At 68.4% G+C, this 12,332-nt stretch carries 13 protein-coding genes; 4 read left to right on the top strand and 9 right to left on the bottom strand.

The window, feature by feature from the left end:
- The first annotated feature begins 96 nt into the window (after positions 1-96).
- Positions 97-771, top strand: coding sequence for a RibD family protein (locus ABC728_RS17130; protein WP_416621042.1), 675 nt, complete (start codon positions 97-99; stop codon positions 769-771).
- Here the strand turns inward: ABC728_RS17130 and ABC728_RS17125 are convergent.
- Entirely contained in the window at positions 737-1,333 is a 597-nt protein-coding gene (locus tag ABC728_RS17125) for a hypothetical protein (RefSeq protein ID WP_416621041.1), read from the bottom strand. The genes ABC728_RS17130 and ABC728_RS17125 overlap by 35 nt on opposite strands.
- Before the next feature lie 190 nt (positions 1,334-1,523).
- Here ABC728_RS17125 and ABC728_RS17120 point away from each other — a divergent pair, with 190 nt between their 5' ends.
- On the top strand, positions 1,524-2,591 hold the full coding sequence (locus tag ABC728_RS17120; protein ID WP_416621040.1) for a Fe(3+) ABC transporter substrate-binding protein: 1,068 nt from the start codon (positions 1,524-1,526) through the stop codon (positions 2,589-2,591).
- 26 nt (positions 2,592-2,617) lie between these two features.
- Here ABC728_RS17120 and ABC728_RS17115 read toward each other — a convergent pair whose 3' ends face one another.
- Together ABC728_RS17115 and ABC728_RS17110 are read right to left on the bottom strand one after the other, a co-directional pair.
- Positions 2,618-2,812 carry a DUF1289 domain-containing protein gene (locus tag ABC728_RS17115; protein ID WP_416621039.1) on the bottom strand — a complete coding sequence of 65 codons (195 nt, stop codon included), beginning with the start codon at positions 2,810-2,812 and terminating at the stop codon, positions 2,618-2,620.
- Entirely contained in the window at positions 2,806-3,834 is a 1,029-nt protein-coding gene (locus ABC728_RS17110; RefSeq protein ID WP_416621038.1) for an NAD(P)/FAD-dependent oxidoreductase, read from the bottom strand. The genes ABC728_RS17115 and ABC728_RS17110 overlap by 7 nt, the downstream gene beginning before the upstream one ends.
- Before the next feature lie 161 nt (positions 3,835-3,995).
- On the opposite strand from ABC728_RS17110, the gene ABC728_RS17105 reads away from it, so the two are divergent.
- Positions 3,996-5,498 carry a sensor histidine kinase gene (locus tag ABC728_RS17105; RefSeq protein WP_416621037.1) on the top strand — a complete coding sequence of 501 codons (1,503 nt, stop codon included), beginning with the start codon at positions 3,996-3,998 and terminating at the stop codon, positions 5,496-5,498.
- 15 nt (positions 5,499-5,513) lie between these two features.
- Here ABC728_RS17105 and panD read toward each other — a convergent pair whose 3' ends face one another.
- The 5 genes from panD to ABC728_RS17080 form a co-directional block, all read right to left on the bottom strand.
- A complete protein-coding gene (gene panD, locus ABC728_RS17100) occupies positions 5,514-5,972 on the bottom strand; it encodes an aspartate 1-decarboxylase (RefSeq protein ID WP_416621036.1) in 459 nt (152 codons plus the stop codon).
- Between the two features lie 32 nt (positions 5,973-6,004).
- Positions 6,005-7,327 (bottom strand): thymidine phosphorylase, encoded by a 1,323-nt coding sequence (gene deoA, locus ABC728_RS17095; RefSeq protein WP_416621035.1) that lies wholly within the window; start codon positions 7,325-7,327, stop codon positions 6,005-6,007.
- A 12-nt stretch (positions 7,328-7,339) separates the two neighbouring features.
- Entirely contained in the window at positions 7,340-8,368 is a 1,029-nt protein-coding gene (locus ABC728_RS17090) for a TAXI family TRAP transporter solute-binding subunit (protein ID WP_416621034.1), read from the bottom strand.
- Between the two features lie 133 nt (positions 8,369-8,501).
- Positions 8,502-8,720: a hypothetical protein gene (locus ABC728_RS17085; RefSeq protein ID WP_416621033.1), complete on the bottom strand. Its 219-nt coding sequence runs from the start codon at positions 8,718-8,720 to the stop codon at positions 8,502-8,504.
- A 165-nt stretch (positions 8,721-8,885) separates the two neighbouring features.
- The gene (locus ABC728_RS17080; RefSeq protein WP_416621032.1) at positions 8,886-10,466 is read right to left on the bottom strand and encodes a lysine--tRNA ligase; all 1,581 of its coding nucleotides are present in this window, start codon (positions 10,464-10,466) and stop codon (positions 8,886-8,888) included.
- Between the two features lie 165 nt (positions 10,467-10,631).
- On the opposite strand from ABC728_RS17080, the gene ABC728_RS17075 reads away from it, so the two are divergent.
- Positions 10,632-11,480, top strand: a complete 849-nt coding sequence (locus ABC728_RS17075) for a hypothetical protein (RefSeq protein WP_416621031.1) — start codon at positions 10,632-10,634, stop codon at positions 11,478-11,480.
- Here ABC728_RS17075 and ABC728_RS17070 read toward each other — a convergent pair.
- On the bottom strand, positions 11,439-12,314 hold the full coding sequence (locus ABC728_RS17070; RefSeq protein ID WP_416621030.1) for a sterol desaturase family protein: 876 nt from the start codon (positions 12,312-12,314) through the stop codon (positions 11,439-11,441). The two genes, ABC728_RS17075 and ABC728_RS17070, sit on opposite strands and share 42 nt — an antisense overlap.
- Between the last annotated feature and the right edge of the window lie 18 nt (positions 12,315-12,332).

Below are 12,332 nucleotides of genomic sequence, written 5' to 3'. Positions count from 1 at the left end.
GTTGGCACGGGGGCGCATGGGGGCCGCAAGGGAACATCCGTGTCCCGTGGACGGTTACGACGTGCGGATCAAGGCTGGAAAGCGGGAATGGGGCGCATGGAACAGGTGCATCTGTCGGTCTGCATGTCGTTGGACGGCCATATCGACGCCTTGGGCTGCCGGCCGCTGGTGCTGTCCAGCGAGGAGGATTGCCACGACATGCACGCCCTGCGGGCCGAATGCGACGCCATCCTGGTCGGCGCGGCGACAGCGCGGCGCGATCAGCCCCGCCTGACCGTCCGGTACGAGGAATTGCTGCACCGGCGGCGGGAACGGGGGCTGCCCGACCATCCGCTGAAGGTCGTGGTGACACATACGGGCGCGCTTGACCCCGCCTCCGGCTTCTTCACCTGCGGCGGTGATCGTGTCGTGCTGTGCAACGAACATGTCCTGGCCGACACCCGTGACCGGCTGGGCCGCGTGGCGACGGTGATGGGGCTGGACCATGGGTCTGGTGCTCCCGGCATCCTGGCCCGTCTGTCCACCCTGGGCGTGCGCCGGCTGCTGGTGGAGGGGGGCAGCCAGATCCTGACGCAGTTCCTGGCGGCCGGGGCGTTCCATCACCTGCGGATGGCCATCGCCCCTTTCCTGGTGGGGCAGGAGGCAGCCCCCCGTCTGGCGGGGCCGGGCCTGTTCCCCCATGGACCCGACAACCGGCTGGAAATCCGGTCCACCCGGCTTCTGGGCAATATCTGCGTCATCGATATGCACAATCCCGCACCCCGCCTGTAACCGGGTCTGTGACCGGCGGCAGGGCAAAGGGGCGGGCGGGCAGCATGGGCGGGGCCGCATGAAGCGGCATCTGCACCCCTGCCATCGACAGGCTGGTCGCCAGGGCGAGCAGTGACGGCAGCAGGTCGCGGCGTCCGGCTGGCGGCACCAGCCGGGCCAGCAACAGCCCCGGCGACAGCCTGCCCTGGCCCGGCCGCTGCAAGGTGGCCACCAGCGTCAGCAGCGTGCGTTCATCCGCCGACAGGCTGGACCGGCAACCATTGCCGATATCGGGGCGGGAAGCAGGATAATGGTGCAGCTGCTCCATCACCTCTTCCCAGGCCAGCAGGGCATCGGCCCAGATGCCCGGCAATTGCCGGCGAAACTCCATCTCCACCTGATCCCAGCGGAAACGGCCGTGCCGCCAGCGCCGCGCGGACCAGAGCAGCAATTGCTCAACCCGCGACAGGGTGAAGACCGTTCCGCCGGCCATGGCGGCGGCCACGGCCTGCGCCCGGCCTTCATGCGTGCCGGGGCCGCCGGCCGCTGCCAGATCCGGCCACCATAGCGGTTCACCATTCATTGCCGCCTCCATGCATTGGGTCGATGCCGGAATCCTATTGCGAGTCACTCGCAATTGCAAGTCATTCGCACGGCCATGCACGGATCAATTTGCGAATCGCTCTCAATGGCATCTTGACAGGAGGAGGAGAGCCGCCAACATAACGGCCGTTCACCGGTCCCAGCGGGCCGGCCCTTTCTTTCAGGAGCCGATGATGAAATCCTTCGCCCGCCGCGCCTTCTTCCGTTCGCTGGCCAGGCCCCTGCTGGGCGCCGGCCTGGGCATGGCATTGATGGCGATGCCGGCGGCCACGGCCGCAGCCGCGTCGGGCGAAGTGAATATCTACTCCTCCCGCCATTACGATGCCGACAAGCTGCTGTTCGCGGCGTTCGAGAAAGAGACGGGCATCCGGGTCAACGTCATCGAGGGCAAGGACGACGAACTGATCGAACGCCTGAAGGCCGAAGGCCGCAACAGCCCGGCCGACATCCTGCTGGCCGTCGATGCCGGACGCATGTGGCGCGCCCAGAATGCCGGTGTGCTCCAGCCCCTGAAAAGCGCCACGCTGGAAAAGCTGGTGCCCGCCGCCTACCGCGAGAAGGATGGCCATTGGTTCGGCCTGTCGGCCCGGGCCCGTGTCATCATCTACAACAAGGACAGCGTGAAGCCGTCGGAACTGTCCACCTATGAGGATCTGGCCGACCCGAAATGGAAGGGTCGCCTGCTGGTTCGCAGTTCCACGAATGTCTACAACCAGTCGCTGACCGGCTCCATTCTGGCCGCGCACGGGCCGGAGCAGACGGAAGCCTGGGCCAAGGGCCTGGCCGCCAATTTCGCCCGCCGGCCGCAGGGCGGGGATACCGACCAGATCAAGGCCGTGGCAGCCGGCGAAGGCGACGTCGCCATCTCCAACACCTATTATTTCGCCCGCATGCTGAATTCCAGCAACGCGGCGGAAAAGGCGGCAGCGGAGAAGGTCGGCATCTTCTTCCCCAACCAGGGCGACCGCGGCGCGCATGTGAATATTTCCGGGGCCGGCCTCGTGAAATACGCGCCCAACCGTGACAATGCCGTCCGCTTCATCGAGTTCCTGGCCACCCCGCAGGCCCAGAAGATCTTCGCGGAAGCCAATTACGAGTTCCCCGTGGTCCCCGGCATCCCCGCCCATCCGGTCGTCGCCGCCTGGGGCGACTTCAAGCGCGACAGCCTGAATGCCGCCATCTATGGTGCCAACAATGCCGAAGCGCTGATGATCATGGACCGCGCCGGCTGGAAGTGACGCCAAGGCCAGCGCCGGGGTCCGGATCAATCCGGCCCCGTACCTGGCACGGGCCGGCCCAGCCTTTTCCAGACGGCCCGGCGTTCATCCGGACCCATCCCGCCCCAGCGGACGATCTCGTCCAGGCTGCGGTCGCAGCCCGTGCAATATTCCCGGCGCCGGTCCAGCACGCATTTGCGCTGGCAGGGGCTGGGCACGTAATCATCGGGTCCGGTCAGCATGTGGCCATCATGGCCATGGCCAGGGCCCGGCCGCTGACAAAAGCCGCTTCGGCCCGGGCTTCCAGACACCAGTCGCCACAGACCCCGATCCCCGCCTCCCCGTCCAGCAGGAAGCCGCCGGCCAGCGGCCGCGTCGGCAGGGCATAACGCCAGCGATGCAGATCCAGGAACAACGGTTCCGCGCCGATCCCCGTCACCGCGCGGAAAGCCGCCAGCAGAACAGGCATCAGCGTCGCGGGCGGCGCCTCCAGATGGCGGGCGGACCAGTCGGGGGCGGCATGCGCGACGAAACTGGCGGTTCCCCCACGCCCCGGCTTGCTTCCATCACGCGCGATCCAGGAAAGCGGCCGGCCCGGCCCGCCGGCACCAGCGATGAAGGCCCCGTCCCAGGCGGGCAGATCGCCCACCGCATCAAACGCCAGCATCAGCGCCCAGCAGGGCGCCATAACGGCCCCGTCCGCCTGCCCCGCCAGGGTTGGCGCCACGGGACGCAGCAGGTCGGCCGCCTGCGGCGCGGGCAGGGCCAGGACAAGCCGGCGATAATGGCCCAGCCCCCTTCCTTCCGCATCATCCAGCCGCCAGTTCCCCGGACCGCCCCCGATGCCGGCCACACGGCAGGAAAGGCGCGGCCTGGCATCGGGCGGCAGCCGCGCCGCAAGCCCGTGGGCCAGCCCGCTCATGCCCGGCAGGCCGACGAACCGGTCCACGCGGTGCCGCTCCATCCGCCCATCGGGATGCAGGCGCACCACATGGCCGTCCCAGGGGGCGGCATGCCCGGCATCGACCAGTTCCTCAATGATCCTGCGCAGGCCCGCATCGCGTACCGTCAGATACTGCCCCCCGTGATCGAAGCGGTGATCCCCGGCCCGGCGGGTGGACAGCCGCCCGCCGGCACCGCGCGCCTTGTCGAACAGATGGACCGTATGTCCCTGCGCCGACAGGGCCAGGGCCGCCGACAGGCCGGCCAGGCCGGCACCGATGATGGCAAAATCCGCATCGGCGGACGGGGTCTGACGGGGCATGGCGCTTTCCGGCGCAAAGAAACGGGAGGTGCAAAGGTAGGATGGCGATGGCCATTGTCCAGCCCCGCCTTTGGGCCGGGCAGCCACCATGCTAGCGCGTCATGACACCGGTCGCGGGGGATGGTAACAATCCGATAGATTTTCCTGGCCGCGAGCAGGCGATGGACGACAAGAACCACGCAGGACGGCCCCACCCCCGGAAGACCCGCGGCCTCACCCGGCGCGGCCCGGCATCCTCGTGGCTGGCCCTGCTGCTGGCCGGCGCCGGCCTGCTGTCGATCCTGGCCATCCTGCTGCGCCCCGACGCGGTCCTGCCCGTGGGTATCGACCCGTCGCAGCCGGCCTTCATCGCCTGTTCGCTGCTGGCCACACTGATCCTGTTGAGCGTCGCCATCCATGCGCTGCGCCAGCAGGGGCGGGACCGGGATGCGGCCATCGCGGAATTGTCGACGGCCAATGCCGCCCTGGTGGCGCAGGTGGGCCGCCAGCAGGCGGCGCTGGAGCGGCTAGGCCAATCGGAACGCAAGTACCGGGAAATTTATGAGACGGCCATGGAGGGGATGTTCACCCTGGACATCCAGGGCCGCTTCCTGTCGGCCAACCCCGCCCTGCTGAAGCTGCTGGCCTATGACAGCGAGGCGCAGCTCCAGGCCGAAATCCATGATGTGCCCGGCCAGATCTATGTCGACCAGCAGAACCGGGACGCCATAACCCAATCCCTGCTGGGACAGGCGGAGGTGGGCAGCGCGCCCGTGGAAATCCGCCGGCGTGACGGCGCCACCCTGTGGGTGGCCATTTCGGCGCGCATCATCCGCGACGGCCAGGGCCGCGCCATCGCCTTCCAGGGCAGCGTGCGCGACATCACGCAATGGCGCCGCGACCGGCTGGCCATGGAACAGGCCGTGAAGACGGCCGACATGGCCAATCGCGCCAAGTCGGAATTCCTGGCCAACATGACGCACGAGCTGCGGACCCCGCTGAACGCCGTCATCGGCTTTTCGGAGATCATCGCGACGGAGGCCCTGGGGCCGCTGGGCAACCGCGCCTACCGCGAATATGCCCACGACATCCATGACAGCGGGCAGATGCTGCTGTCGCTGATCAACGACATCCTGGACCTGTCCAAGATACAGGCGGGGCGCAAGGAACTGTCGGAGAAGCTGGTCGATGTGCCGCGACTGATCCGTTCCAGCATGCGGATGGTGGCGGAACAGGCCGACAAGGGCGGCGTGCTGCTGGAAACGGAGATGGAAGCCGACCTGCCACCCGTGCGGGCCGACGAGGTGGCCCTGAAACAGATTCTGTCCAACCTGCTGTCCAACGCCGTGAAGTTCACCCCGGCGGACGGCAAGGTTGTCTGCGGCGCGAGGGTGGAGGGTGACGGCGCCCTGTCGCTGTTCGTCCGCGATACCGGCATCGGCATCCGGGAGGAGGATATCGCCACCGCCATGCAGCCTTTCCGCCAGATCGAAGGCAGCCTGACCCGCAATGCCGGCGGCGTGGGGCTGGGCCTGCCGCTGGTGCTGGCGCTGGCCGAGCTGCATGGCGGCACGGCACGGCTGGAAAGCCGCATCAGCGCCGGTACGACCGTTACGGTCACCCTGCCCGCCGGCCGCGTGCAATCCGCCCCGCTGGCCCTGCTGCGCAGCCTGACGCAGGGGTGAGGGGCGGGGGCAACATCAGGACCGGATCGGCACCGCCAGTTCGACCGCGGCGTCACGGCCGTCGGTGATGTCCAGGGTCCGGAAGTCGAAATCGCGTTCCGGCCCCTTGAACACGTCATATTCCAGCACGCGGTCCACCGAATTGTCGGGATGATAGGTCAGGACCTTGGGCTTGATGGCATAAAGCTGGTCGGGCGTGATGCTGGCGGACGCCGCGATGATCACCTCGTCCCCCTTCTGGCAGGTGCGGGCCGCCGCCCCGTTCAGCACGCAGCATTTCGACCCCGCCTCCCCGTAGATGACATAGGTGGAGATGCGGGCCCCGCTGTTCTTGTTCCAGATTTCCACGAATTCAAGCGGATAGATACCCGCCAGGGCGCATTGCTCCGGGTCCAGCGTGATGGAGCCGTGATAATTCAGGTCTGCGCCCGTGACGCGGATACCGTGAAGCTTGGCGCGGACAATCGTGATCATCGGGGTTCCTCCGGTCCTGAACGCTGGTCCTCTCATCCGCCGATCTGTTCGGCCACGGGGTCCGCGGCCGCCGGGGCGGTGTCGGCTATCACATAAGCGTTCCGGATCAGCGGGACCACCGCTTCCGCCGCAGCCCTGTCCGCCGCATGCAGGAAGCACAGCGGCCGGTCGGCCCCCACGGGCGTGCCGACGGCGGCCATGCCGGCCAGCCCGACACGCGGGTCGACAGTATCCTGCGGCCGGGTCCGCCCGCCGCCCAGCGTCACGACGGCCAGCCCCAGGGCCCGCGCATCCTGCGCCACCACCACCCCCGGGCGCAGGGGTGGGACGGGTACGATGACGGGTGCCGCCGGCAAGTGGCGGTCCGGCCGCTCGATCAGGTCCGGCGGGCCGCCCAGCACGGCAACCATGCGGGCGAACCGGTCGGCCGCCGCCCCCGTCGCCAGCGCCTGATCGACCAGGGCACCAGCCGACGCCGCTGTGCCCGCCAGTCCCGACAGCAGCAGAATCTCCACGCACAGGGCGCGCGTCACGCGCCACAGCCGGCCATCAGCGGCACCCCCGGCCAGGATGGCCAGGCATTCCCGCAGTTCCAGGGCATTGCCCGCACTGGTGCCCAGCACCTGGTCCATGTCGGTCAACAGGGCGCGGGTGGGCAATCCGGCCTGCGTGGCGGTGCGGACCAGCACGACCGCCAGCTCGCGGGCCAGATCGCGACAGGGCATGAAGGCACCGGACCCGAACTTCACGTCCAGCACCAGCGCATCCAGCCCGGCGGCCAGCTTCTTGGACAGGATGGATGCGGTGATCAGGTCGATGCTTTCCACCGTCGCCGTCACGTCGCGAATGGCGTAAAGACGGCGGTCGGCCGGCGCGATATCGTCGGTGGCCCCCACGATGGCGCACCCCACCCGCCGCACCACGCCCTTCAGCCGGTGCAGGTCGGGCTGGCCCTGGTAACCGGGGATGGCACCCATCTTGTCCAGCGTGCCACCGGTATGCCCCAGCCCCCGGCCGGAGATCATCGGCACATACCCGCCACAGGCCGCGATGACGGGGGCCAGCAGCAGGCTGACCTTGTCGCCCACCCCGCCAGTGGAATGCTTATCCAGCACCGGGCCGCCCAGCGCCTCCCGCGACCAGTCCAGAACCGTGCCCGACCCGGTCATGGCCCGCAGCAGGGCCACACGCTCGGCATTGTCCAGCTTGCGGAAGAAGACGGCCATCGCGAAGGCTGCCGCCTGGCCTTCCGACACCGACCCGTCGGTCAGGCCGGCGATGAACTGCGCGATTTCGGTTTGGGACAGGGTTTGCCCGTCCCGTTTGCGGCGGATGGTCTCCTGCGGCAGGAACATGTCTTCCGTTCGTCAGCGCGGCTTCTGGCCCGGACAGGCCATGGTGATCGGGTCGATACCATAGCGCGAATCGGCCGCCGGGTGCAGGGGGGCCGACATGCGGAAGGCCGCCGGGCGCAGCAGCACGATATCCGGGTCCTGCCGGTGCAGCAGGTCGCGGTTGGGCCGGCTGGCCAGCGCCGTGATCAGTTGCTGTGCCAGGGCGGGGTCAAGCGCCGGACCGGCGATCCAGGCCACGGGCTGCATCATGGTGGCGATGGCAGGCTGGTCGGCACCATAGATCCCGGCTTCGATCGCATCCGGCGCCCCGAACGGGTGCAGGCCCGAAAGCCGGCCGGCAGCCTCCCCCGTGACAGGGACCAGCCGCGCGCCGGCATCGATGACCGTCGCGATGGCAGGATCGGGCGCCGCAGCGATGCGGAACAGGGCGTCGATCCGGCCCTCGGCCAGGGCCTGAAGCGCCGCCGCGCCGCCGGTCTCCACGCCACGCACGGTCTGGCGCCGGAGCCCGTGGGCCGACAGGATGCGCTCGGCCAGCCGCCTTTCATCCGATCCGGCCACACCAATGGCCACCCGCCGGCCCTTCAGCGCGGCGGGGTCGGTGATGTCCAGACCCGGCCGCACCAGCACATGCAGCGCCTCGGCATAAATCTCGCCCAGGATGGTCAGATCGGCGGGACGGGCACCGGGGGCGGGCTGGCAGCGGGCCGCATAGATCCGGTCGGCCGGGGCCAGGCCGGTTTCGATGGCGCCGGCCGCCACGGCATCGACAATGTCGGTGCGGCCCGGCAGGCTCTGCGTCAGGGCGATGAGACCCGGCACCCCACAGGCGCGGTCACCACCGCAGGCCGGCATGCCCGGCGGGCGCGACAGCATGGCGGCCAGCGCCGTCCCCACATCGAATCCCCGCTCCCCCGACGGGTCGGCGGCGATGCGCAGGTAGCGCATGCCCGGTTCGGTACCGGCCGGAGCGCGGCCAAGGGCCAGCACGCCCAGAAGCGGGACGGCCAACAGGGGAAGGAGCCAGTATTTGCGGGACATCGAACGACTGCACCAGCCGGGGTTGGGATCAATCACCCCTTTGGCATGCGCAAGTCAAATGCGCAGCCACCATGGCAGACCGCTATTTTCACGGCTGTTGCCATGTTGATAAATGCCTTTCGGACGGGTGCGTCTAGCGGCCCTGGTCCGACAGCATGCGGACGAGGGCTTCCGCCTTCACCATGCCGGCATCGACGCTGGCGACAGGCATGCGGCGGTCGGGCTTGGCCGACCCCGCCGCGACGCCCGCCATGACCAACAGCAGGGCCGTGGTCAGCACCAGACCCATGGCCGACAGCTTCTGCCGGTCGACGCGGGAAAGGGTCTGGTCCAGGGTCTTGCTGCGGATCATGGCGTTGTCCTCGTCGAAGGAGCGCCGCCGTCACCGGCCCATGGGGCGGAGAGCCGATCGGCGACAGGCACAGGACAACAGCCGCCAGCGGCGGTGTTGGGACGGGATTGGGGCGTTTTGGCGGCGAAGCTGGCGCCGGATCGCGGCACCAGCCCCCGGACGGGATCAGCGCGCCAGGGCCGCGTCGATCATGGCCACCGTCTCCTTCACGCCGTAAAGCGCGATGAAGCCGCCCATGCGCGGGCCCGTGCTCTGGCCCAGCAGGACCTCGTACATGGCCAGGAACCAGGCCCGCAGTTCGGTGAAGCCATGTTTCTTGCCGATCTCATAGACCAGATTCTGCAGGGCTTCCGCACTGGCATCGGCCGGCGTGCCGTCCAGCGTGTCGCGCAGATCGGCCAACGCCGCCCGTTCCTGTTCCGACGGCGCACGGTACTGTTTCGTGGGCTTCACGAAATCCTGGTAATAGGTGACGGCATAACCGACCAGCCTGTCCAGGAAGGGTGCCGTCTCCGGGCTGGCACCCGGCGCATAGCGGCGGATGAAGCCCCACATCACGTCGGCGCTTTCCGCGTTCGCGGCGCCGGCCAGGTTGAGCAGCAGGCCAAAGGACAGGCCCGCCGTGCCCTTCACATCGTTCGGCACCACCCCGTCATGGATGTGGTGGACGGGGCTTTCCAGCTTCTGCGCCGGCTCGGCCGCATCGAACTTCTCCACGAAGGTCAGGTAATCATCCACGGCGCGCGGGATCACGTCGAAATAAAGCTTCTTGGCCGCCCGCGGCTTGTTGAACATGTAGAGCGCCAGGCTTTCCGGCGGGGCATAGCGCAGCCATTCCTCCATCGTCAGGCCATTGCCCTTCGACTTGGAAATCTTCTGCCCCTTCTCGTCCAGGAACAGTTCATAATTGAAGCCGTCGGGCGGGGTGCCGCCCAGGATCTTCACGATCTTGCCGGCCAGTTCCACCGAGGGGATCAGGTCTTTGCCGGCCATTTCGTAATCCACGCCCAGCGCGAACCAGCGCATGGCCCAGTCGGGCTTCCATTGCAGCTTGACGGCCCCGCCCGTGACCGGGGTTTCCACCTTCGTCCCGTCCTCGTCCTCATAGACGATGGTCCCGGCATCGGCGTTGCGCTCCAGGATCGGCACCTGCAGCACGCGGCCCGTCGATGGGCTGATGGGCAGGAACGGGCTGTAGGTCGCCTGGCGTTCGGCGCCCAGGGTGGGCAGCATCACGGCCATCACCGCCTCGTAATGGCGCAGAACAGCCAACAATGCGTTATCGAAACGACCAGACTTGTACCAGTCGGTGGCCGACTGGAATTCATACTGGAATCCGAAACGATCCAGGAAATCCCGCAACATGGCGTTGTTATGATGCCCGAAGCTCTCGAACTTGCCGAACGGATCGGGCACCTTGGTCAGGGGCTTGCCCAGATGCAGGGCCAGCAGTTCCCGGTTGGGCACATTGTCCGGCACCTTGCGCAGGCCGTCCATGTCGTCGGAAAAGGCGAACAGGCGCGTGGGAACGCCCGGCATCAGCCGTTCGAAGGCGCGGCGGACCATGGTGGTACGCGCCACCTCCCCGAAGGTGCCGATATGCGGCAGGCCCGACGGGCCGTAGCCCGTCTCGAACAGGACATAGCCTTTGGGCGGGGCTTTGCCGCCAAGGCGCGCGACCAGCTTGCGCGCCTCCTCAAACGGCCAGGCCTTCGCCGCAAACGCCATTTCCTGTTCGGTGCTCATCGCGTTATCACCAGATAGAGAAAAACAAGGCCGCAAAACTAGGACCAAGGCCAGGAACGGTCAACGCCCGCCCCCGTTGGGACGGGCATGCGGGCACGCGGGCGCCCGCCATCGCAAACGGGGGGACGGGACGGGACGGTTCCGGCCCGCAGCCAAGGAGATGCCATGTCCCCGACCATCCGCGCGCGTCTGCGCCACAGCCTGATCCTGGCCTTCATCGCCGTCATCGGCGCCGTCGGCCTTTTCGACCGGGCGGAGCGCACGCTGCTGCCCGACACGCTGGCCAGCGCCAGCCAGCAGGCGCTGCAGGCCAATCTGGTCCAGGCCACGGCCGTGTTCGCCACGGCCCGGCTGATCGATGCGGCCATTTCCGTGGCCCAGACGGTGGAAGTGTCGGCCGGCATCGGCGTGCAGCCGGGCCAGGTGCTGGACCCCGTGAATGATCTGGTCGAGCGGTTTTCCACCATGATGCTGGGGGCGACCGTGGTGCTGGGCGGGGCCACGCTGCTGGTCAGCGCCGGCGATGTGATCGGCCTGTCGCTGCTGCTGCCCGCCGCCCTGCTGCTGCTGGCCGTGACGGCCTGGCTGCCGGGGACCCTGTCCCTGTTCGCGCACCGGCTGGGCGGCTTCCTGCTGTTCGCGGCGCTGATCCTGAAGATCGGGGTGCCGCTGGTCGTGCTGGGGTCCGACGCGCTGGCCGATCATCTGCTGGCCCCGGCCATCGCCGACGCGCAGGCCCGGCTGGATGCCCTGTCGCTGGAAGCGGCCCCCGTGGCCGAAGCCAGGGGCGAGGGCATGATGGAAAGGCTGCGCGCCCTGGGCGACATGGCGGGCAGCGTGTCCAAGCTGGTGGCTGCCATGGGCGACCTGGCCGATATCCTGATCGACCTGACCGTGGCCTATGTTGCCAAGATCGTGCTGCTGCCGCTGCTGCTGTTCTGGCTGCTGGGCCGGATGGCCGAACTGGCCGTATCAAGCCTGACCGCGCGGCCGGCCGATATCCAGGGAGGATGACGGCCGGGATGCCGATCCGGCCGCCCCGAAATGGAACCGTTCCGTCGCATCGGGCCGGACCAGCGTGCCGAACAGCCGGTCCCACACGGCCAGCGCCGTGCCGAAATTGCGGTCCCGATGCTCCAGCGCCATGGAATGGTGCAACTGATGCATATGGGGGGAGATCAGCCACCCCGACAGCCAGCGGGGGTAGGGCATGGGCACGGGACTGTGCCGCAGATGGGTGAAGCCCGCCCCCCAGGCCAGGGCGAAGATATTCACGCCCAGCAGGGTCAGGGGCGTGATGCCGGCGCCGAACAGCCCGGCCGACAGGCCCAGCGCCAGCCCCTGGGCCAGCATGTTGGCCGACATGTGCATCGCCTGTTCCCACGGCCAGAACCGGTAGGCCGTCAACGGCGTCAGCACGGGTGGGGCATGATGCAGCCGGTGCGCCTTCCACAGGATCGGGACGGCATGGAACAGCCGGTGGGTGCCGTAAAGCGCCAGATCACCGGCCACAAAGGCCAGACCGGCACAGAATAGCAGCAGGGGCCAGCCCGGCGCGTCCAGGGGCGGCACGCCGGTCAGTGCCGTGGCCAGGCCGGCGCCAACACGGCTGGCGGCCAGGCCCAGGGCGAAGAAGAAGGGGGCCAGCAGGAAAGGCAGGGTGGAATTGGCCAGGAAGCACCCGGCATCGACAGGCAGTTCGCGCCAGTAATCACGCGACCGGCCCCACAGGCGCCGGTCGCGGCCGAACCAGACGGCACCGGCCAGGGCCAGCAGCAATCCCGGCCACCAGAAGGCCGATTCCGGCGCGCTGAACAGGCCGGTCAGCGACGAGAACCAGTCTTCCACCGCCTTTTCCCATGCTTG

Source organism: Niveispirillum fermenti (assembly GCF_052474395.1).
The sequence above is the reverse complement of the archived record's forward strand: the minus strand, read 5'-3'. Positions and strand labels throughout refer to the sequence as shown.

What these genes read in the sequence shown, in the direction of transcription:
- ABC728_RS17130 (WP_416621042.1), top strand. Translation starts at nt 97, where the DNA reads ATGGAACAGGTGCATCTGTCGGTCTGCATGTCGTTGGACGGCCATATC.
- ABC728_RS17125 (WP_416621041.1), bottom strand. Translation starts at nt 1,333, where the DNA reads ATGAATGGTGAACCGCTATGGTGGCCGGATCTGGCAGCGGCCGGCGGC.
- ABC728_RS17120 (WP_416621040.1), top strand. Translation starts at nt 1,524, where the DNA reads ATGATGAAATCCTTCGCCCGCCGCGCCTTCTTCCGTTCGCTGGCCAGG.
- ABC728_RS17115 (WP_416621039.1), bottom strand. Translation starts at nt 2,812, where the DNA reads ATGCTGACCGGACCCGATGATTACGTGCCCAGCCCCTGCCAGCGCAAA.
- ABC728_RS17110 (WP_416621038.1), bottom strand. Translation starts at nt 3,834, where the DNA reads ATGCCCCGTCAGACCCCGTCCGCCGATGCGGATTTTGCCATCATCGGT.
- ABC728_RS17105 (WP_416621037.1), top strand. Translation starts at nt 3,996, where the DNA reads ATGGACGACAAGAACCACGCAGGACGGCCCCACCCCCGGAAGACCCGC.
- panD (WP_416621036.1), bottom strand. Translation starts at nt 5,972, where the DNA reads ATGATCACGATTGTCCGCGCCAAGCTTCACGGTATCCGCGTCACGGGC.
- deoA (WP_416621035.1), bottom strand. Translation starts at nt 7,327, where the DNA reads ATGTTCCTGCCGCAGGAGACCATCCGCCGCAAACGGGACGGGCAAACC.
- ABC728_RS17090 (WP_416621034.1), bottom strand. Translation starts at nt 8,368, where the DNA reads ATGTCCCGCAAATACTGGCTCCTTCCCCTGTTGGCCGTCCCGCTTCTG.
- ABC728_RS17085 (WP_416621033.1), bottom strand. Translation starts at nt 8,720, where the DNA reads ATGATCCGCAGCAAGACCCTGGACCAGACCCTTTCCCGCGTCGACCGG.
- ABC728_RS17080 (WP_416621032.1), bottom strand. Translation starts at nt 10,466, where the DNA reads ATGAGCACCGAACAGGAAATGGCGTTTGCGGCGAAGGCCTGGCCGTTT.
- ABC728_RS17075 (WP_416621031.1), top strand. Translation starts at nt 10,632, where the DNA reads ATGTCCCCGACCATCCGCGCGCGTCTGCGCCACAGCCTGATCCTGGCC.